16 protein-coding genes are annotated in these 19902 nt (G+C 72.2%); 9 read left to right on the top strand and 7 right to left on the bottom strand.

Going from position 1 to position 19902, the window contains the following annotated elements; all coding sequences use genetic code 11:
- Positions 1–273 precede the first annotated feature (273 nt).
- The 6 genes from A949_RS0129040 (at position 274) to mscL (ending at position 6554) form a co-directional block, all read left to right on the top strand.
- Positions 274–1824, top strand: coding sequence for a potassium/proton antiporter (locus tag A949_RS0129040; protein WP_019359568.1), 1551 nt, complete (start codon positions 274–276; stop codon positions 1822–1824).
- A 428-nt stretch (positions 1825–2252) separates the two neighbouring features.
- Complete coding sequence (locus tag A949_RS0129035) at positions 2253–3623, top strand: MFS transporter (protein ID WP_019359567.1); 1371 nt, start codon at positions 2253–2255, stop codon at positions 3621–3623.
- A 67-nt stretch (positions 3624–3690) separates the two neighbouring features.
- Positions 3691–4056, top strand: a complete 366-nt coding sequence (locus A949_RS0129030) for an FmdB family zinc ribbon protein (protein WP_019359566.1) — start codon at positions 3691–3693, stop codon at positions 4054–4056.
- A 181-nt stretch (positions 4057–4237) separates the two neighbouring features.
- Positions 4238–5074 carry an S-methyl-5'-thioadenosine phosphorylase gene (locus A949_RS0129025; RefSeq protein WP_019359565.1) on the top strand — a complete coding sequence of 279 codons (837 nt, stop codon included), beginning with the start codon at positions 4238–4240 and terminating at the stop codon, positions 5072–5074.
- Between the two features lie 223 nt (positions 5075–5297).
- On the top strand, positions 5298–5807 hold the full coding sequence (locus tag A949_RS34980; RefSeq protein WP_051019676.1) for a hypothetical protein: 510 nt from the start codon (positions 5298–5300) through the stop codon (positions 5805–5807).
- A 174-nt stretch (positions 5808–5981) separates the two neighbouring features.
- Positions 5982–6554 (top strand): large conductance mechanosensitive channel protein MscL, encoded by a 573-nt coding sequence (gene mscL / locus A949_RS0129015; protein WP_019359563.1) that lies wholly within the window; start codon positions 5982–5984, stop codon positions 6552–6554.
- Positions 6555–6810: 256 nt separating this feature from the next.
- Here mscL and A949_RS0129010 read toward each other — a convergent pair whose 3' ends face one another.
- Positions 6811–7011, bottom strand: coding sequence for a hypothetical protein (locus tag A949_RS0129010; protein WP_019359562.1), 201 nt, complete (start codon positions 7009–7011; stop codon positions 6811–6813).
- A 47-nt stretch (positions 7012–7058) separates the two neighbouring features.
- Between A949_RS0129010 and A949_RS0129005 the strand changes: the two genes are divergently transcribed.
- The gene (locus A949_RS0129005) at positions 7059–8231 is read left to right on the top strand and encodes a P1 family peptidase (RefSeq protein ID WP_019359561.1); all 1173 of its coding nucleotides are present in this window, start codon (positions 7059–7061) and stop codon (positions 8229–8231) included.
- 161 nt (positions 8232–8392) lie between these two features.
- On the opposite strand, the gene A949_RS0129000 is transcribed toward A949_RS0129005, so the two are convergent.
- The 6 genes from A949_RS0129000 to A949_RS0128975 form a co-directional block, all read right to left on the bottom strand.
- Complete coding sequence (locus tag A949_RS0129000; protein WP_019359560.1) at positions 8393–10522, bottom strand: PTS fructose transporter subunit IIABC; 2130 nt, start codon at positions 10520–10522, stop codon at positions 8393–8395.
- The gene (gene pfkB, locus A949_RS0128995) at positions 10519–11487 is read right to left on the bottom strand and encodes a 1-phosphofructokinase (RefSeq protein ID WP_019359559.1); all 969 of its coding nucleotides are present in this window, start codon (positions 11485–11487) and stop codon (positions 10519–10521) included. The genes A949_RS0129000 and pfkB overlap by 4 nt, the downstream gene beginning before the upstream one ends.
- Positions 11488–11532: 45 nt before the next feature.
- A complete protein-coding gene (locus A949_RS0128990) occupies positions 11533–12294 on the bottom strand; it encodes a DeoR/GlpR family DNA-binding transcription regulator (RefSeq protein ID WP_019359558.1) in 762 nt (253 codons plus the stop codon).
- 289 nt (positions 12295–12583) lie between these two features.
- Positions 12584–13600 (bottom strand): sigma-70 family RNA polymerase sigma factor, encoded by a 1017-nt coding sequence (locus A949_RS0128985; RefSeq protein ID WP_019359557.1) that lies wholly within the window; start codon positions 13598–13600, stop codon positions 12584–12586.
- A gap of 559 nt (positions 13601–14159) precedes the next feature.
- Positions 14160–15716 (bottom strand): MFS transporter, encoded by a 1557-nt coding sequence (locus A949_RS0128980; RefSeq protein WP_019359556.1) that lies wholly within the window; start codon positions 15714–15716, stop codon positions 14160–14162.
- A 236-nt stretch (positions 15717–15952) separates the two neighbouring features.
- The gene (locus A949_RS0128975) at positions 15953–16618 is read right to left on the bottom strand and encodes a TetR/AcrR family transcriptional regulator (RefSeq protein WP_019359555.1); all 666 of its coding nucleotides are present in this window, start codon (positions 16616–16618) and stop codon (positions 15953–15955) included.
- Between the two features lie 588 nt (positions 16619–17206).
- On the opposite strand from A949_RS0128975, the gene wrbA reads away from it, so the two are divergent.
- Positions 17207–17833, top strand: a complete 627-nt coding sequence (gene wrbA, locus A949_RS0128970; RefSeq protein WP_019359554.1) for an NAD(P)H:quinone oxidoreductase — start codon at positions 17207–17209, stop codon at positions 17831–17833.
- A gap of 170 nt (positions 17834–18003) precedes the next feature.
- Positions 18004–19875 (top strand): glycoside hydrolase family 3 protein, encoded by a 1872-nt coding sequence (locus A949_RS0128965; RefSeq protein WP_019359553.1) that lies wholly within the window; start codon positions 18004–18006, stop codon positions 19873–19875.
- Positions 19876–19902: the final 27 nt, after the last annotated feature.

Below are 19902 nucleotides of genomic sequence, written 5' to 3'. Positions count from 1 at the left end.
CAACCATAGGCCGACCGTCCGCGCGCCCGGACAGCGAGTCACCCTCAGCAGATTCCCGCCGGGGCATATTCAAGTAATGGTAAATTGTTAGCTACCCAAACGAACTAGCCGCTGCCGGACATCGGTCCGGGAGCAGTGGCCCCGCCATGGTCGAGGCGTTAAGAACACGTCAGGAAAGCGTCAGGAGGCCGTCAGAACCATCGCGCGCACCCGCTCGTCCACTCAAGGAACCCCGCCCCGGCGCCGATTCCCCGCGTCCGGAGCACCCGACTCGTGCACTCAAGGAGAGAGCCCCGGCCAGAGAGGACCCGTGCCCTGACCGTCCACAGCCTCAACCAGCTCCTGCTCTTCAGCGCCCTCGTCCTGCTCGTCGCCATCGCCGCTGTCCGGCTCTCCTCCCGCAGCGGGCTGCCCAGCCTGCTGGTCTACCTCGGGATAGGCATCGCCATAGGGCAGGACGGCATCGGCTTCGGCTTCTCCGACGTCGCGCTGACCCAAACCCTGGGATACGCCGCCCTCGTGGTGATCCTCGCCGAGGGCGGACTCGGTACGAAGTGGCGCGACATCCGGCCGGCCGTGCCCGCAGCCGCCGTGCTCTCGACGTTCGGCGTGGCCGTCAGCGTGACCGTCACCGCCCTGGCCGCGCACTACCTGGTCGGCCTCGAGTGGCAGGCATCCCTCCTGATGGGCGCCGTCGTCTCCTCCACGGACGCCGCCGCGGTCTTCTCCGTACTGCGCAGAGTGCCGCTGCCCAAGCGGCTCACCGGCATCCTGGAAGCCGAATCCGGCTTCAACGACGCCCCCGTCGTGCTGCTGGTCGTCACCTTCTCCTCGTTCGGTTCCGAGCACCACACCTGGTACTTCCTGCTGGGGCAGATCATCCTGGAGCTCGGCATCGGGCTGGTGGTGGGACTGATCGTCGGCAAACTCGGCGAACTCGGCATGCGCCACGTGGCGCTGCCCGCCTCCGGCCTCTACCCCATCGCCGTGCTGGCCCTGTGCTTCCTGGCGTACGCGGGCGGCGCCATGGCGCACGGATCCGGCTTCCTGTCCGTCTACGTGGCCGCGCTGATCTTGGGCAACGGCAAGCTGCCGCACCGGCCCGCCGTGCGGGGTTTCGCCGACGGAGTGGCCTGGATGGCGCAGATCGGCCTCTTCGTCCTGCTCGGTCTCCTGGTGACCCCGCACCAGCTGTGGAAGGACTTCTGGCCCGCCGTGCTGATCGGACTGGCCCTGACCCTGGTCGCCCGGCCGCTGTCCGTCTTCCTGTGCCTGGACCGCTTCCGGCTGCCCTGGCAGGACAAGGTGCTGCTCACCTGGGCCGGACTGCGGGGGGCCGTGCCCATCGTGCTGGCGACCATCCCGATGGTCGCCGAGGTCAAGGGCAGCCAGCGGATCTTCAACATCGTGTTCGTGCTGGTGGTCGTCTTCACCGTCCTCCAGGGACCCACCCTGCCCTGGCTGGCGCGGAAACTGCGGCTGAACGAGCCGGACGAGGCCGCCGACCTCGACATCGAGTCCGCGCCCCTGGAGCGGCTGCGCGGGCATCTGCTGTCCGTGGCCATCCCCCCGTCCTCCCGGATGCACGGCGTCGAGGTCACCGAGCTGCGGCTGCCGCCGGGCGCCGCCGTCACCCTGGTGGTGCGGGACGGCGAGAGCTTCGTCCCCCTGCCCTCCACGGTGCTGCGGCACGGCGACGAACTCCTGGTCGTCACGACCGACCCGGTCCGGGACGCGGCCGAACGGCGGCTGCTGTCGGTCAGCCGCGGCGGCAAGCTCGCCGGCTGGCTGGGCTCCGGAGGGAGCACAGCGGTGCGGCGGTGACGGCCCGCACCGTCCCCGGGGCCCGATCCGCTCGTCGCGGGCCGGACCCCGGGGGACGGTGCGGGAGCGCCGGTGCACCGGACGGAGAGCGGTGCGGGCGCACCGGACCGAGGGCGGTGCAGGTGCACTGCTGCGGGGCTGGTCGGCGCTGCGGGCCCGTGCCGTCGTGCGGCCGGGGGCGACCGCAGGCCGTGCCGCGTGCTCGCGGTCTGCGCCTCCTGTTACCGAATACCGCCGCCGGCCGCTATCCTCACAAGGTAAAGATTCACCCCGACTCTGCCTGATGCAGAGCTGGCGCGACCGCTCGGCGGCCACGGTCCGGAAGCCCACCCTTGCACCGGACCGGGTATCTACCCCGGTCCTGCGCGAGAGGACAGCTCTCGGCGCGTCACCCTGAGCGCGCTACCAGGCGGCAGAAAGGCCCGGCCGTGGAATCCCCGGCCACCGAGACCGACACCGCACGGACCGACGAGAACACCGGGAACCGGCACTCCAAGCGCTCCTCCCGGCGCCCCGGATACGGGCAGCTGCTGCGGACCGAGGGAGCCTGGTCCTTTCTGCTGCCGGGCTTCCTGGCCCGCCAGCCCTACGCAATGCTCACCATCAGCATCGTCCTGCTCGTCCAGCACACCACCGGATCCTTCGGCCGGGCCGGCGCGGTGTCGGCGACGGCCGGCATCGCCATGGCCGTACTGGCGCCGCAGAGCGGCAGGCTCGCCGACAGGTTCGGGCAGGGCGCGGTCCTGGTCCCGCAGGCGTTCCTGCACGTCCTCACCGTCGGTGCGCTGATCGCCGCGGCCCTCCTGGACGCGCCGCTGTGGGCGCTCTTCGTGGCTGCCGTACCGGCAGGTGCGACCGCTCCGCAGATCAGCCCGATGGTGCGGGCCCGCTGGGCGTCGCGGCTGCAGGGATCCCCGCTGATGACGACGGCCGCCGCCTTCGAGTCGGTGACGGACGAGTTCACCTTCGTGGTCGGCCCGGTCCTGGCCACGGCGCTGTGCACCGGGGTGCATCCGGCCGCGGGGCTCGCAGCCGAGGCGGCCATCTCGCTGGTGGGCGGACTGGTCTTCGCCGCGCAGCGCCGCACGCAGCCGGTTCCGTCGGCCGCCGGGCGCCCGGCCGGGCGGGGCGCGGACACCGCGCGCGGACAGGGCGCGGACGGCCGGCCGTCCGCGCTGGCGGCGCCGGGCGCGCGGGTGCTCGTCGCGGCGCTGCTGGGCATCGGCATGGTCTTCGGCGGTATGCAGGTCTCGCTCACCGCGTTCACCGAGTCGATCGGCCGGCCGGGCGCCAACGGGCTGATGTACGGCGTGTTCGCCGCGGGCAACATGCTGGCCGCTGTCGCGGTGGGCGCGGTCCGGTGGAAGCGCGGGCCGCAGACCCGGCTGCTGACCGCCTACCCGGCGCTGGTGGCGGCCGCGGCGCTGGTGGCGCTGACCGCGCAGCTCGCCCCCTGGGCGGTCGCGCTGGGCGCGCTGGGCATGCTGACCGGACTGTGCGTGGCGCCCTGCATGATCACCTGCTTCACCCTGATCGAGTCGCTCGTCCCGGCGGGTGCCAGGACCGAGGCCTTCACCTGGCTGACCGGGGCGGTCGCGCTGGGCCAGGCGACCGGCTCGACAGTGGCGGGCCAGCTCGCGGACCGCGCGGGGGCCGGGGCCGGGTTCCTCACCCCGCTGATCGGCACCGGGCTCGCGCTGCTGGTACTGCTGGCCTTCCGCAAGGCGCTGCACCCCGCCCACGGCGGACTGGTCGCGGCACGTGGGCTGGGTCACCGAACGACAGTCGCGGTGGACTGACGCGCGGGAATGCTGCACTATGGACCGTTGTTAGCACTCAACGAGTGAGAGTGCCAGGAGGAAGAACGTGCCGACCTATCAGTACCAGTGCACCGAGTGCGGCGAGGGCCTCGAGGTGGTGCAGAAGTTCACGGACGACTCGCTGACCGAGTGCCCCGGCTGCCAGGGCCACCTCAAGAAGGTGTACTCGGCGGTCGGCATCGTCTTCAAGGGCTCCGGCTTCTACCGCAACGACAGCCGCAGCTCCTCGTCGAGCAGCAGCCCGGCCGCCAACGGCTCCTCCTCGGACTCGACCGCGAAGAGCGGCGAGACCAAGGGCTCGGCCTCCTCCTCGGACTCCTCGTCGTCCGGGTCCTCCTCGTCCTCCTCGGAGACGAAGTCCTCCGGGAAGAGCGAGAGCAAGAGCAGCAGCAAGGCGTCCACTTCGGCCTGACCGCCGCTTCGGCCTGAACCGCCATGTCGGCCCGGCTGCCACCGCGGACCGGGGCTGTGCCTCCGCCGCACGCGCCGGTGGGCCCGGCGCCGGACGGCACAGGCCCCTCCCGGTCGCCGTCGTCGCCCGGCCCGGCCCGGCCCCCTGCCCCGCATCCGGCGTGCGCCCTTAGGGTGACCGCATGAGCGAACAGGCAGAGATCGGCATCATCGGCGGTTCCGGCTTCTACTCCTTCCTCGACGAGGTGACCGAGGTCACCGTCGAGACGCCCTACGGGCCGCCGAGCGATTCACTCTTCCTGGGCGAGACCGGCGGCCGCCGGGTGGCCTTCCTCCCGCGCCACGGCCGCGGCCACCATCTGCCCCCGAACCGGATCAACTACCGCGCCAACCTGTGGGCGCTGCGCTCGGTGGGCGTACGCCAGATCATCGCGCCGTGCGCGGTGGGCGGCCTGCAGCCGGAGTTCGGCCCCGGCACCCTCGTGGTCCCGGACCAGCTGGTGGACCGCACCAAGTCCCGGCAGCAGACCTTCTTCGACGGTCAGGAACTTCCCGACGGCAGCGTGCCCCGGGTCGTCCACGTCGCTTTCGCGGACCCCTACTGCGAGGCGGGCCGCCAGGCCGGGTTGCGGGCGGCCCGCGCCCGGGGCTGGCAGGCGGTGGACGGGGGCACGCTGTGCGTGGTCGAGGGCCCGCGCTTCTCCACCCGCGCCGAGTCCCGCTGGCATGCGGCCCAGGGCTGGTCGGTCGTGGGCATGACCGGGCATCCCGAGGCGATCCTGGCTCGCGAGCTGGAGCTGTGCTACTCCTCGCTGGCGCTGGTCACGGACCTGGACGCGGGTGCGGAGGCCGGGGAGGGCGTCTCGCACGAGGAAGTGCTGCAGGTCTTCGCCGAGAACATCGGCCGGCTGCGCGAGGTGCTCTTCGAGGCGGTGAGCGAACTGCCCGCCGCCGACGAACGCAAGTGCGAGTGCGGCTCGGCGTTGGGTGGGATGGAGCCCGGCCTCACGCTCCCCTGACCGCTTCCGTCCCCCTCCCGGGGGACGGAGTTGTCCACAACTGCGCGGTCATCCACAGGTTTTCGGGCCTGTCGGCGGGATTCCGGCCCAGCGTCCAGGGTGGTCACCGAAGGCCGTGAACAGGCGGCTCTTCTCCCTGCGCCGGCTGGTGGTGAGCGTCGTGCCCGGATCCCGGAAACCCTTCCCGGAGGATCTTCCACTCCGTACGTGCCCGCGCGCTCCGGTGCCCGACTTCCCGCCCGTCCGGGCCGGGCACGGCGCTCGCCTCCCGCGCCCCGGCAAGCGGGGGCGGCGCCGGTTCCTCCCGGCCGCGCTCGCCGCCGGTGCGGCGGCGCTCGCCCTCACCGCGACGAGCAGCGGTCCGCCGCCGCGGGACGGAAGCGGTCCGGCGGTCTCCGGCCCGGCAGCGGAACGGCGGAGCGCCGGGAGAACGGCCCCGGGCGAGGAGGCGCGGGAGGCCCCCGTCTCGGCTCCCGTTCGGATCGCCGACGCGGCGACGGTCCGGCTGCTGAGCCCCGGTGATCGGATCGATGTGCTCGCGAGCACATCCAAGAGCACTTCCGCCCGTGTCGTGGCGACACATGTCCGAGTGGCCCAGGTGCCCGAGTACCGGGACACTGTCTCGGGCGACGGAGCCGAGGGGGCGCTGATCGTCGTCGTCGTCACCCGGCGGACAGCGGCGGCGCTCGCGGGCGCCGCGGCGAAGTCGCGGTTGGCGGTGACGCTGTGCTGAGCCGTCCGTCGTCCCCGCGGCTTCGGAGGCAGCGGGTCCGGTCGTGCATGAACCCGTGGGCGCGAGGGCAGGCGAGCACCCGGTCCCGTCCGCGGGCGCTGCCGGTTCCGTGCGCCGCCCTCGGTCTCCCGCTCGCAGTCAGCATCGTCATCTGGTTCTGGAAGAGGAAGTCCGTTGAGCAACGACACCCCCGCACCCGAGAAGAAGGGCGTACTGACCGGCTTCAGGGAGTTCCTGATGCGCGGCAACGTGGTCGAACTGGCCGTCGCCGTGGTCATCGGAGCAGCCTTCAGCAAGATCGTCGAAGCCGTCGTCAACGGCTTCATCAACCCCCTGGTCGGCGCCATCGGGACCAAGGACCTGGACAAGTACCGCTCCTGCCTGAAGGGCCCCTGCGAGGTCAGTCCGACGGGCGAGGTGACCTCGGGCATCCCGATCAACTGGGGTCCGGTGCTCAGCGCAACGCTGACCTTCGTGATCACGGCGGCGGTCGTCTACTTCCTCATGATCCTGCCGATGAACAGGTTCAACGAGCGCCGGGCGGCCAAGGCGGCCCCGGAGGAGACCGCTCCGGAGGAGGCGGGCAAGACCGAGGTCGAGCTGCTCACCGAGATCCGCGATGCCCTGCTCGCCCAGCGCGGAGGCGGGAGCGACCCCGCGGAGAGCCCTGCGTCAGCCGGTGCGGCCACCGCTGCGGACAGCCCGGTGGGCCCCCAGCGCGACGGGGGCGCCGGCACCCGGAAGTAGCGCCGGAGACCGCCGAGGAGGCACCGCACCGCCCTGCGGACAGCGGGAATCCCCGTTGTCCACGGAAGGGTCGCCGTCCGGGCCACGGCTGCTGCCCCGAGGGTCACAGTTCCCCGGCGGGCCACCGCTCCCCCAGGAGCGGCCACCGCCCGGCCGGGGACCACGGTCCGGAGGGCGGCGACTGCCCGCCGGAGGAGCACGGCGTCCGGAGAACGGCGGCGGCCCGTCGGCGCTCCCGGGGCGTAGCCGAGCGGGCTCAGAGGTGGTGGGGCGGTTTCTCGTCCAGGAAGCGCGCGAGGTCAGCGCCGACTCCCGCGGAGCCGCTGCCCGCGCCCTCGCCCCAGCCCCGGTCGGTGTCGTCGGCGGACGGGCGGGTCAGCGGGTCGTCGAAGACCAGCGAGGCCGCCGCTTCACGCGGGCTGCCGGGCCGGTCGGAGGAGTGCGGGTCGACGCTCATGGCTCAAGCGTACGGCCGTCGCACGTGGCTGCTGGTATTGATGCCCCATGGAGACTCACGGCGGCCAGGAGCCGCGCCCCGCGCAGGAGCAGCCGACCCGCACCCGGGACGCGCTGACCGACGTCCCCGGCTTGCGCGTGGGCCACGCCCAGCGCGACGGGGACGGCTGGCTCACCGGGACGACCGTGGTGCTGACCCCGCACGAGGGTGCCGTCGCGGGGGTCGACTGCCGGGGCGGGGCCCCGGGCACGCGCGAGACGGACGCGCTGGACCCGCGGAACCTGGTGGAGCGCATCCACGCCGTCGTCCTCAGCGGCGGCAGTGCGTTCGGCTTGGACGCCGCCACGGGCGTGATGAGCTGGCTGGAGGAGCAGGGCCGGGGTGTGCGGGTGGGAGCCGACCCTGCGCAGGTCGTGCCGGTGGTCCCGGCGGCGGTCATCTTCGACCTGGGGCGCGGGGGCCGCTGGACCGCCCGGCCGGATGCGGAGCTGGGCCGCCAGGCGGTCGAAGCGGCCGCGGCGACACCGCCGGGGGCGCCGGTGGCGGAGGGCAGTGTCGGTGCCGGGACGGGAGCCGTCGTCGGCGGCCTCAAGGGCGGCACGGGCACGGCGAGCACCCGGCTGGCCTCCGGGGCGGTGGTGGGCGCGCTGGTGGTGCTGAACGCGGCGGGTTCGGCGACGGACCCGGCCACGGGTGTGCTCTACGGCGAACTGGCCGACGGTCTGCCGCACATCCCGTCCGAGGACGAGCACACCGAGGCCGAGATACTGCGTTCGGAGGCCAAGGAGGAGACCGACCGGCGCGTCGCGGGGACGCTGCGGCCCGCCCTGAACACCACGCTCGTGGTGCTGGGAACGGACACGGGGCTCACCCGCGCACAGGCGCAGCGGCTGGCCGGGAGTGCCCACGACGGCCTGGCCAGGGCGGTGCGCCCGGTACACCTGATGCACGACGGCGACACGGTCTTCGCCCTGGCCACCGGGGCACGCGAACTGGGGACCGGCGAGTTCAACGAGGTGCTGGCGGCGGGTGCCGACGTGGTGGTCCGGGCCGTGGTCAAGGCGGTGCGGGCGGCGGAGGGGGTGGATGGGCCGGGCGGTGTCTTTCCGTCCTACAGCGATCTCTACGGTCCCGCGCTCTCCGGAGCGGACGAGGAGGGCTCCTCCGCGCAGGAGGAGGGTTCCTCCGCCGGGCACGAGGAGCGCGACGCCGGACACTGACCGGGTTCCCGCGGTCCCGGTCGGCCGGGACGCGACGCCCGAGGCGGCCGGCGGCACCGGCCGGTCCGGCCCGCCGGGCGGCGGGCCGGGAACCGGTGCCGCGGCGGGCAGGGCCGGGCCGGCCGTCCGACGGGACGGACGGACCGCCGGGCGGCCTCCGCTCAGACGCCTGCCGTTGCCCGCGGCTCCGCACTGTCCTGCGCCGGGCTGCTCCGAACCTCCGGCGACTGCTTGCGGGCACCCTTGAGGAGGAGCGTCGCCCCGGCCGTGACCAGGGTTCCGGCCGCGATGGCGACGAGGTAGAGCAGCGGGGAGCCGATCAGCGGCACGACGAAGATGCCGCCGTGCGGCGCCCGCAGCGTGCTCCCGAAGCCCATGGAGAGGGCCCCGGTGACGGCTCCGCCCGCCATGGAGGCGGGGATCACCCGCAGCGGGTCGGCGGCCGCGAACGGAATCGCCCCCTCGCTGATGAAGGAGGCACCGAGGACCCAGGCGGCCTTGCCGTTCTCCCGCTCGGTCCTGGTGAACAGGCTGCCGCGCACGGTCGTGGCGAGGGCCATGCCCAGGGGCGGGACCATTCCGGCTGCCATGGCGGCGGCCATCACCATCAGGCTGCCGTTGCCGGGGTCGGCACTGGCGATACCGCCGGTGGCGAAGGTGTAGGCGACCTTGTTCACGGGCCCGCCCAGGTCGAAGCACATCATCAGGCCGATGAGCAGCCCGAGCAGGACGGCGTTGGTGCCGGTGAGGCCCCCGAGCCAGTCGGTCATGGCCTGCTGCGCGGTGGCGATGGGCTTGCCGACCACCACGAACATCAGGGCGCCGACGAGCGCCGACGAGAGCAGCGGGATGACGACGACGGGCATGATGCCGCGCAGCACGGCCGGAACACCGACCCGCTGGACGGCCATCACGAGAGCACCCGCGAGCAGCCCCGCCACCAGCCCTCCCAGGAAGCCCGCCTCGATCTGGACCGCGACGGCACCGCCCACGAATCCCGGCACGAGGCCGGGCCGGTCGGCCATGCCGTAGGCGATGTACCCGGCGAGAACGGGAACCAGGAACCCGAAGGCGAGTCCGCCGATCTGGTTGAGCAGGGCGGCCCAGCTGTGGACCTCGGTCCACACGAAGTGGTCGGCGACGGACTTGGCCCCGGCGATCTCGTAGCCGCCGAGCGCGAAGGAGAGGGCGATCAGCAGCCCTCCGGCGGCGACGAACGGGACCATGTAGCTGACGCCGGTCATCAGCCAGGTCCGCAGCCGGGTGCCGAACCCGTCGCCCTGCGCGGCCCCTGCGTCCATGGGCGCGGAGGCGGCGGGCCGGGGTGGGTGCTCACCTCTTTCGGCCCTGTCGCGGGCCTCGCGGAGCAGTTCGGCGGGGCGGTTGATGGCGGCCTTGACCCCGACGTCGACGGTGGGCTTGCCCGCGAAGCGTTCCCGCTCCCGCACTTCGACGTCGTGCGCGAAGATCACGGCGTCCGCGGCGGCGATCACCGCCGGGTCGACCCGCTGGAATCCGGCCGACCCCTGCGTCTCGACGGTGAGCACGGTGTCGGCCGCGTCCTCCGCCGCCGCCCGCTCCAGCGACTCGGCGGCCATGTAGGTGTGGGCGATACCGGTGGGGCAGGAGGTGACGGCGACGATTCGGAAGGGCTCGGACGGCGCGGCGCCGGCTCCGGTCGTCCGGGGCTCCTGCGGCTGCTCCGGCAGCTCGGGGCGCTCCGGCTCCGGGCCCGCTGGATCCGCGCCCTGCGGCGCCGTCTGCTGCGCTTCCTGTCCGCTCGGCGCCGCCCCGGGATCGGGCTCCGAGGGCTCCTGGAGCTGCTCGTCCGCCGCGCGCGTGTCCGGGGCGGAGTCGCCGCGTATCAGTGCCGACGCCTGCTCCGGGTCCGCGGCGGAGCGGAGGGCTGCGGTGAACTCGGGGTCGGCCAGCCGGCGTGCGAGCGAGGACAGGATGGTCAGATGTTCGCTGTCCGCCCCGTCGGGCGCCGCGATCAGGAAGACGAGGTCGGCGGGACCGTCGGGAGCGCCGAAGTCGATCGGCTCCGGTGGGCGGCCGAAGGCGAGCGTGGGCTCGCTGACGTGGGTGCTGCGGCAGTGGGGGATGCCGATCCCCCCGTCCAGGCCCGTCGGCATCTGCGCCTCGCGGGCCGCCACGTCGGCGAGGAATCCGTCGAGGTCGGTGACGCGGCCCAGCGACACCATCCGCTCCGCGAGCGAGCGGGCGGCATCGGACTTGGTGGCGGCGGACAGGTCGAGATCGACGAGTTCCGCGGTGATCAACTGGCTCATCGGACGGCTCCGTTGACGTCGGGGAGAAGGGGAAGGTCCAGCGGGACGTCGGTGGTCACGGTGACCGCTTCCGGACGGATGTCGTCCGGTCCGGGCATCTGGCTGCCGCGGAGCTGCACGGCGGCGGCGCCGTGCGCCACGGCCGAGACCAGCGCCCGGGCCCGTGCGCCGCCGGCTGTCAGGAAACCCGCCAGCGAGGCGTCACCCGCGCCGACATCGCTGCGGACGGTGGCGACGGGAGCGGTCCCGAAATAGGTCCCCGTGGTGTCCACGAGGAGTTGTCCGGTGGCACCGAGGCTGGCCAGGACCGCTCCCGCGCCCGCCGCCCGCACCTCGTCGGCTGCCTTGACGGCGTCCCCGACGGTGGTGAGGGTGCGGCCGACGACCTCGGCGAGTTCCTCGGCGTTGGGCTTGACCACGTCGGGGCGCGCGGAGAGGGCCGCCGCCAGCGCAGGTCCCGAAGTGTCGAGCGCGACCTGGACACCGTTCTCACGTGCCCGGCTGACGACGGCCGCGTACCACGCATGGGAGAGGCCGCGGGGAAGGCTGCCGCTGCACACCAGCCAGCGGGCGCGGCTGCGGGCGGCCTCGGCCGCCAGCGTGTCCAGGAGCGCCCGGGACTCGGCGGGGCCGATGTCGGGCCCGGCGGCGTTGACCTTGGTCAGTGTGCCGTCCGGTTCGGCCAGGGCGACATTGACCCGGGTGGAGCCGTCCACCGGCACTCCGGCCACGGCGACGCCGAGTCCGCCGAGCAGTTGGGCGAGGAGGGCGCCCTCGGGGCCGCCGAGCGGCAGCACGGCCACGGTGGGGTGACCTGCCGCGGCCACCGCTCGGGAGACGTTGACGCCCTTGCCGCCCGGATCGACCCGGTCGGATCCGGCGCGCAGCACGGCGCCGCGGTCGAGCCCGGGAATCTCGTAGGTGCGGTCCAGGCTGGGGTTGGGGGTGATGGTGAGGACGGTCATGGGGGTCCAGAGGTTGGTGCGGCGTGCCGGTGCGGAAGGGAGGGCTCAGACCCGTTGGACCCGGGTGCCCTGGCCTTCGACGGCCCGTGTCTCGGCGGGGCTCAGGCCGGTGTCGGTGATGAGGACGTCGACCTGGGAGAGGTCGCCGAAGCGGGCGAAGTACTCCTCCCCCGCTTTGGTGGAGTCGGCCAGGAGCACCACGTGCCGGGCGGCCGCCATCATCGTGCGCTTGACTGCCGCTTCGGCCAGATCGGGGGTGGTGAGGCCGCCGTCGACGGAGAACCCGTTGGTGGCGAGGAAGAGCACATCGGCCTTGATCTCGCCGTAGGTCCGCAGGGCCCACGCGTCGACGGCAGCCCGGGTGCGGTGCCGTACTCTCCCGCCGACGATGTGCAGCTCGATCCCGGGGTGGTCGGCCAGGCGGGCCGCGGTGGGCAGGGCGTGGGTGAGGACGGTCAGCGAGATGTCGGCGGGCATGTCCGAGGCGAGCCGGGCCGTGGTGCTGCCGGCGTCGAGCATCACGCTGCCTTCCCGCGGGAGGTGCGCCAGGGCGGCCTGGGCGATGCGCTCCTTCTCCTCGGTGGCCGCCGACTCCCGGGCGGCCAGGTCGGGCTCGAAGTCGATGCGGCCTGCTGGGATGGCCCCGCCGTGGACGCGTCGTACGAGTCCGGCACGGTCCAGGGCCTTGAGGTCGCGGCGCACCGTCTCGGCGGTGACGTCGAACTCGGCGGCCAGGGACAGCACGTCCACCCGCCCCTGCTCTTCGGCGGTACGGAGGATGGCCTGCTGGCGCTCCGGTGCGTACATGTGGATTCAGGTCCGTTCCATGCCCGATCGTGTGACTTCTGCGTGAGACTACGACCGGTAACCCAGAAAGTAAACACACTCGGGCATTCTTTCGGGCGCGAACGGACCCGGGAACGGTGGAGGCGGCGGGAGGGCGGGGTCGGGGGGGGAGAGGGGAGGGAGGGGAGGAGGGGAGGCAGACGCCGGGCGCCCGGGGCGGACAGCAAAGAGCCCCGGTGCTCGGGGGAGGGCACCGGGGCTCGTCTGTGGGGGCGGCGACGGGGGCGGGCCGGAGAACCGGCCTGAGGAGTTACGCCGCCTCGTCGAAGCCCGTGTCATGGGCCATCTTCTTCAGTTCCAGGAGGGCATGCTTCTCGATCTGGCGAATCCGCTCCCGCGTGAGGCCGTGCTGCTTGCCGACCTCCGTCAGGGTGCGCTCACGGCCGTCGACCATGCCGTAGCGGGCCTTGATGATGGAGGCCGTACGGTCGTCGAGCCTGCCGATCAGGTCGTCCAGTTCCTCGCGGCGCAGCACGGTCAGTACCGACTGCTCGGGGGAGGCGGCCGAGGTGTCCTCCAGCAGATCGCCGAACTGGGTCTCGCCCTCGTCGTCGACGGACATGTTCAGACTCACGGGGTCGCGGGCCCAGTCGAGCACGTCGGTGACGCGCTCGGGGGTGGAGTTGAGCTCGGCGGCCACCTCCGCCGGCTCCGGGTCGCGGCCGTGTTCGCGGTTGAACTCGCGCTGGACCCGGCGGATGCGCCCCAGCTCCTCCACGAGGTGGACGGGGAGCCGGATGGTGCGGGACTGGTCTGCGATGGAGCGGGTGATGGCCTGGCGGATCCACCATGTCGCATAGGTGGAGAACTTGAAGCCCTTGGTGTAGTCGAACTTCTCCACGGCGCGCACGAGTCCGGCGTTCCCCTCCTGGATCAGATCCAGCAGGGGCAGGCCACTGCGCGGGTAGCGGCGGGCCACGGCCACCACGAGGCGCAGGTTGGAGCGGATGAAGACATCCTTGGCCCGCTCGCCCTCGGCGACGATGGCCTCCAGGTCCTCCCGGCTCGAGGTGGCGCTGGCCGAGTCGCTGGAGACCGGCTTCTCGAGTCCGTCGAGGATGCGCTGGGCGTAGACGCCCGCCTCTATCGCGAGAGACAGATCGACTTCCTTGGCGGCGTCCAGCAGCGGAGTGCGAGCGATCTCGTCGAGATACATGCCGACCAGGTCGCGGTCCGCGACTTCGCTGCCAGCGGTGCGAACACTGCTTGCCGTGTCGGAGACACCGGTGGTGTTCTCCTGACGACGGGCGACGGCACGGGTTGCCATGCGTGCTCCCTTGCGAGTGATCTGAAACTTTGGCCTGGTGGCTGTCGGACACTTCACGGGTGCCCGTCCTTCGTGGATGTCAACGGCTGGAATCCGGACTAAATTCCCAACCTGCGCAACATTTTTGGGATCATGCAGTAAACTGCGCCGCTACCCGGACGGACAGCACGGTGACTGAGCGCACTCAGGCGCTGGTCGGAGCGGTATGGAGCTGCTCCCGGCGGGCTCCCGAACCCGGTCCGCGGCTGCCGGAAGGCTGTCGTCGTCGACACCCTTCACCCGTGTAGACGGCTGATGTTCCCTGTTGGTTGCGTGCCCCTGCCCGCTCCGGCCCGCGGCACACCTGCGGCATCGGGGCGACGGCTCCGCGGGCCGCCCGACGAGTGCGCCCGGCGACACGAGTGGACACCCCGAGGGCCCCGCACGGCCCCGGAGGCGCCCGGCGGGCGCCTCCGGGGCCGGCGGCCGGGAAAACGGGAGCGGCCCCCGCGTCCCATCGGGGACACGGGGGCCGCGGCAGCCCGGTGGCCGGCACGGTGACCGGCGCGCTGGACTCTCGTCAGTGCATGGCTGCCAGCACCGGCTCCGGCTCGTCGCCGGGGCGGTCGCTGCCCGCCTCGCCGTCGAGCGTCTTGCCGGGGGCCGGGCTGCCGCCGCCGCGCGCGTTCACGAAGACCGTGACGATCGTGGCGGAGACGAGCAGGATGCCCACCGCCCACCAGATCGCCGAGGTGTAGCCGTGCACCATGGCCTCCAGCTTCAGCATCTGCTGGGCGGGCTTGGTGGTGGCCTCGGCGACGTGCGCGGTGACGTACGAGGTGGTGGCGCTCGCCGCGATGGTGTTCAGCAACGCCGTACCGATTGCGCCGCCCACCTGCTGCGAGGTGTTGACCATCGCGGAGGCGACACCGGCGTCGCTCGGCCGTACACCGTGCGTGGCCAGCGACATCGCGGGCATGAACGCCGTGCCGAGCCCGAGGCCCAGCAGCACCTCGGCCGGGAGGATCAGCGCCGGGTAGGAGCTGTCGACCTCCAGCTGGGTCAGCAGGAGCATGCCCACCGCCGCGGTCAGGAAGCCCGGCGCCATCAGCAGGCGGGCCGGTACGCGGGTCATCAGCCGCGCCCCGATCTGCGTGGAGCCGGTGATCATGCCGGCCACCATCGGCAGGAAGGCCACACCGGTGCGCACCGGGGAGTAGTCCTTGACCACCTGCAGGTAGTACGTCAGGAACAGGAAGAGGCCGAACATGGCGATGACCGCCAGGCCGAGCGACAGGTAGACGCCGCCACGGTTGCGGTCGGTGACCACACGCAGCGGCAGCAGCGGCGCCCGGAGCCGCGATTCGACCACGGCGAACGCGGTCAGCAGCGCGACGGCGGCGATGAACATGCCGATGGTGCCGCCCTCGCTCCAGCCGTCCGTCTCCGCACGGGTGAACCCGTACACCAGCGAGACGAGGCCGAGTGTGGAGAGGACCACGCCGGGGATGTCGAGCGCGGACCGGTTGCGGGTCCCGGACGGCTCATGGATGACGCTGATGGCACCGAGCGCGGCGATGGCCGCGAACGGGACGTTGACGTAGAAGGTCCAGCGCCAGTCCAGGTACTCGGTCAGTACACCGCCGAGGATCAGCCCGATCGCGCCGCCGCCACCGGCGATGGCGCCGTAGATGCCGAACGCCTTGGCGCGCTCCTTGCCGTCGGTGAACATCACCGCGAGCAGGGACAGCGCAGCGGGTGCCAGCAGTGCGCCGAACGCGCCCTGCAGGGCACGCGCCGACAGCATCATGACCTCGCCGTTCGCGGCACCGCCGAGGGCCGACGCGAGCGCGAAGCCGATGAGTCCGGTCACGAAGGCGCGCTTACGGCCCCACATGTCGGCGATCCGGCCGCCGAAGAGCAGAAGTCCGCCGAAGGCGAGGGCGTAGGCGGTGATGACCCACTGCCGGTTGGCGTCGGATATGCCCAGGTCGACCTGGGCGGAAGGAAGCGCGATGTTCACGATCGTCGCGTCGAGGACGACCATGAGCTGCGCGATGGCGATGAAGGCCAGCGCCTTCCATCGCCGGGGGTCGAGCCCGGCCTGCGCGTCGGCCGGAGATGGCGTTTCTGGCATGGATGTGCCTACCTCACGGTGCGGAATACGAAAAATGGGATGTCGGGGAGGCGCTGCTGAGCTGAGTGCTCAGCACGGCTCTCGTCTGGTGCGGGACTTGCGCCGCGGGGAGGTACGAGCCCCCCGCGCTCGTACCTCCCCAGGTGTCGGGAGTACGGGGAGTACTGGAGGTGTGGACCCGGGAGAGGAGGAAAAGTGAGCGGTGCGGCAACCGCTCGGCGCTGCGGCTACGGAGTTCAGTGGTCCTGTCGCAGTTCCTCCAGAGTCGCGGCGTGGCCGGGTAGTTGTGACTTGGCGGGGGCGCGCAGCCCGTCGAGGAAGAGCTGCACATGACGTTCGACGAAGCGTTCGATGCGCTGGCAGCCGACGCCCGGCAGCGGCCGGGAGAGCTGGCTGAGCGCGACCATCACGTCGCCGACGTCGATGTCGGTGCGCACCTCGCCCGCCTGCTGGGCCCGCCGGATGAGTTCCTGGGTGAGCCGTTCGACCCGGGTGCGAGCAGCCAGGGACTGCGGCTCCGTGGGGTCGAAGCGGCCGGAGAGCATGGGGCAGAGCGCGCCGATGCGCTCTTCCACCGCGGCGAAGACGAAGCGGCGCAGCGCCTCGAAGGAATCCTCCTCCTCGGCGAGCGCCTTCTCCGCCCGCCCCGCGATCCGCTCGGTCACGGCATGCATGACTCCGTGCACGAGCGAGTCCCGGTCGGGGAAGTGCCGGTAGAGGGTCGCATTTCCGACCCCGGCAGTGCGAGCGATTTCATCGAGGGAGGCGTCCGCCCCGTGGACGACGAACGCCTCGCGGGCCGCGGTGAGGATGCGCTCGCGGTTGCGCGCCGCGTCGGCCCGTCCCTTGGGAGCCGCGCAGTCGACGGTGACGCGCTTGGTGGCGTCGGTGGCGCTGCCCATCTGTGACTCCTTCGTTCCCTCGGGGGCTGGTGCGTGTGGTCTCGGTTGCTGCTGGTCGTGGGATCGGGTCCGGTTGTGCTCCTCGGTCGGCTCGGTGCTGCCGACGAGTGTGACGTGCGGGTGTGGCGCTGTGCGTCGTACCAGGGTTGGCATGACAGCAGTGCTTTGGTGGCACTGGAGGTGGTACTGCGGTCCTCCATCCGGGGACCTGGTCCCCGTTTTGCGGAGACGGCTATGTAAACGGGGACGCGATCCCCGGTTATTTCCCTGACTCCTGTGACTCACCTCACTCGCGCAACAACCGCCACACAGCCAACCCGTCCGGACGGGTACACGACCCCGACCCGGACCCAGACCACCCCGGCACCAGCACCAGCCCCGAACCACGGCAGCACCGGAGGACGAAGCCAGCGCGGCAGACAGCACAGGAGGCGCAGAAGGCGCAGAAGGCGCAGAAGGCGCAGAAGGCGCAGAAGGCGCAGAAGGCGCAGAAGACGCAACGAGACGAAGAACCGCACAAGAGATCCAACGGAATCCGACCCCGCACAAGAAGCATCGAGAACACGCCCCACGAAAGGACGGAGCGGCATGTCCAAGTCCACCCCGGTCAAGGTCGCGGTCATCTACTACTCCGCGACCGGCACCATCGCCACCCTCGCCAAGGAGATCGCCGACGCTGCGCAGTCCGCGGGAGCGGAGGTCCGGCTGCGCCGCGTCCAGGAGCTGGCGCCGCAGTCCGCCATCGACTCCAACCCCGCCTGGGCCGCCAACGCACGGGACACCGCGGACATCCCCGAGGCCACCCCGGACGACATCGACTGGGCGGACGCGGCGATCCTCGGCACCCCCACCCGCTATGGGAACGTCACCTCCCAGCTCAAGCAGTACCTCGACACCCTGGGCCCGCTGTGGGCCGAGGGACGGCTGGCCGACAAGGTCTACAGCGGCTTCACCTCGTCCTCGACCCTGCACGGCGGGCAGGAGAGCACGCTGCTCGCCCTCTACAACTCGGCTCACCACTTCGGCGGCATCATCGTCCCGCCGGGTTACACCGACCCCTCGAAGTTCGAGGACGGCAACCCCTACGGCACCTCGCACGTCGACGCACAGGGCCAGAAGCCGGTCGACGGCACCGCGCTGAAGGCGGCCCGTGTGCAGGCCGAGCGGGTGGTCCGGACCACGCGCGCGCTCAAGGCGGGGCTCGCGGAGGAGTAGGCCGGACGCCGAGGGCGCGACCGGGCCGGATGCCACTGGACTGGACCCAAGAAGTCCCGCGCGGCGTCTGGCCCGGGGCGGCGCCGCGCTGGGACGATGCTGCTGCATCAAGCGGTGACCTCCACATGACACGTGCTCCACCCACACATGCACAGGTGAGGAGCGTTCCGATGCAACAGCCCACCTCTCGCAGACACCTCCTCGCCGCCGCGGCAGGCACCGCCGCCGCGCTCGGCGCGACGGCGTCGCCCGCGAAGGCCGCGGCGCGCCCAGTCGGCAGCGGCGAGCTCTCCGGCGCCGTCCCCGGCCATCGGCACGGCCGTTCGGCGCATGCCTCCTCGGCCGCCGTCCACGCTCGTGCGGCGGCTCTGCTGCGCCGGATGAGCCTCGACGAGAAGATCGGCCAACTGTTCGTCGTCGAGGTCTACGGCGCGTCCACGGAGACGGAACACGACAGGAACCGCGCGCTGTACGGCGTACCGACACCCGCGGACGTGGTGCGGAAGTACCGCCCCGGAGGCGTCATCTACTTCGACGCGCGCCGCGGACCTGACAACGTCCAGGAGCCGCGTCAGATCGCGCGCCTCTCCAACGGACTCCAGGGCGCCGCCAGGCGGGCCGGGGCACGCGTGCCGCTGCTCATCTCCATCGACCAGGAGGGCGGCAGCGTCGTCTACCGGATGCTGGAGCCCGCCACCCAGCTCCCCGGCAACATGGCACTGGCCGCGACCCGCTCCACCCGCGACGCCTACGACAGCGCCGACATCATCGGCACGGAACTGGCCGCCGTCGGCATCAACCAGAACTACGCACCCGTCGCCGACGTCAACATCAACCCCGCGAACCCCGTGATCGGCGTCCGCTCGTTCGGCTCGGACACCGCACTGTGCGCGGAGTTCGTGGCCACGGCCGTACGCGGCTACCACCAGGGCGGCGTCGCCAGTGCGGCGAAACACTTCCCCGGACACGGTGACACCGATGTCGACAGCCACACCGGACTGCCGGAGATCAAGCACACCCGGGCCGAGCTGGACCGGATCGACCTGCCGCCGTTCCGCGCCGCCATCCGGCGCGGCGTCGACACGATCATGACAGCCCACATCGTCGTCCCGTCCCTGGACCCCTCCAGGAAGCCCGCGACGATGTCGCATCGGATCGTGACCGGGCTGCTCCGCGAGGAACTCGGCTTCACCGGCCTGATCGCGACGGACGCCCTGGACATGCGCGGCGCCACCGCGGACTTCCCACCCGACATCGCCCCCGTGCGCGCCCTCCAGGCCGGTTGCGACCAGCTCGTGCTGGCTCCGAAGCTGGACACCGCCTTCGGAGCCGTACGAGAGGCCGTGCGCTCCGGCGCCGTCCCCGAGGAGCGACTGGACGGCTCGGTGCAGCGGATCCTCGAGCACAAACTGCGGCGCAAGCTGTTCCCCGCGCCGTACGTCAACGAACGGCGCGCGGCCCGCACCGTCGGCAGCAGGCGGCACCGCTCCCGGGCCCGGCAGATCACCGAACGGACGATCACGCTGGTACGGAACGAGAACGGGGCCCTCCCGCTCCCCCGCGACCTGGGAACCGTCCTGGTCACCGGGTGGGGCACCGCACCCCTGGCCGCCCTCGCCCACGCCCTCGACGCCCAGCGCGGCCGGCGGACGACCACCATCGAGACCGGCACCCGACCGGACACCACGAAAATCGCGGAGGTGACCGAGGCGGCCCGCACACACGACGCCACGGTCGTCCTCGCCAACGCCGCCGCGGCAGGCAGCGAAGAAGGCGTCGCCCAGGCCCGACTGATCGACTCGCTGACCGCCACCGGCCGCCGGGTGATCGTGGCGGGCGTCCGCCTCCCGTACGACATCCGCCGCTTCCCCGAGGTCCCCGCCTACCTGGCCACCTACAGCTACGGCACCCCCTCCATGACCGCCCTCGCCCGCACCCTCTCCGGCGAAGTGGCCCCACGCGGCACGCTCCCCGTCCCCATCCCGGCCCTCGACGACCCGAACCGCGACCTGTACCCCTTCGGCCACGGCCTGCACTACTGACAGCACCCCCGCGGACACGACGACGTT

It is taken from the genome of Streptomyces sp. AA1529, from assembly GCF_000280905.1.
Taxonomy (GTDB): domain Bacteria; phylum Actinomycetota; class Actinomycetes; order Streptomycetales; family Streptomycetaceae; genus Streptomyces.
This window is presented reverse-complemented; position numbering and strand designations above follow the sequence as displayed.

Bases quoted from the DNA above. Each gene is read 5' to 3' on its own strand.
- A949_RS0129025 (WP_019359565.1), top strand. From the start codon at position 4,238: ATGAGCGAACAGGCAGAGATCGGCATCATCGGCGGTTCCGGCTTCTAC.
- A949_RS0129010 (WP_019359562.1), bottom strand. From the start codon at position 7,011: ATGAGCGTCGACCCGCACTCCTCCGACCGGCCCGGCAGCCCGCGTGAA.
- A949_RS0129005 (WP_019359561.1), top strand. From the start codon at position 7,059: ATGGAGACTCACGGCGGCCAGGAGCCGCGCCCCGCGCAGGAGCAGCCG.
- A949_RS0129000 (WP_019359560.1), bottom strand. From the start codon at position 10,522: ATGAGCCAGTTGATCACCGCGGAACTCGTCGATCTCGACCTGTCCGCC.
- pfkB (WP_019359559.1), bottom strand. From the start codon at position 11,487: ATGACCGTCCTCACCATCACCCCCAACCCCAGCCTGGACCGCACCTAC.
- A949_RS0128990 (WP_019359558.1), bottom strand. From the start codon at position 12,294: ATGTACGCACCGGAGCGCCAGCAGGCCATCCTCCGTACCGCCGAAGAG.
- A949_RS0128985 (WP_019359557.1), bottom strand. From the start codon at position 13,600: ATGGCAACCCGTGCCGTCGCCCGTCGTCAGGAGAACACCACCGGTGTC.
- A949_RS0128980 (WP_019359556.1), bottom strand. From the start codon at position 15,716: ATGCCAGAAACGCCATCTCCGGCCGACGCGCAGGCCGGGCTCGACCCC.
- A949_RS0128975 (WP_019359555.1), bottom strand. From the start codon at position 16,618: ATGGGCAGCGCCACCGACGCCACCAAGCGCGTCACCGTCGACTGCGCG.
- wrbA (WP_019359554.1), top strand. From the start codon at position 17,207: ATGTCCAAGTCCACCCCGGTCAAGGTCGCGGTCATCTACTACTCCGCG.
- A949_RS0128965 (WP_019359553.1), top strand. From the start codon at position 18,004: ATGCAACAGCCCACCTCTCGCAGACACCTCCTCGCCGCCGCGGCAGGC.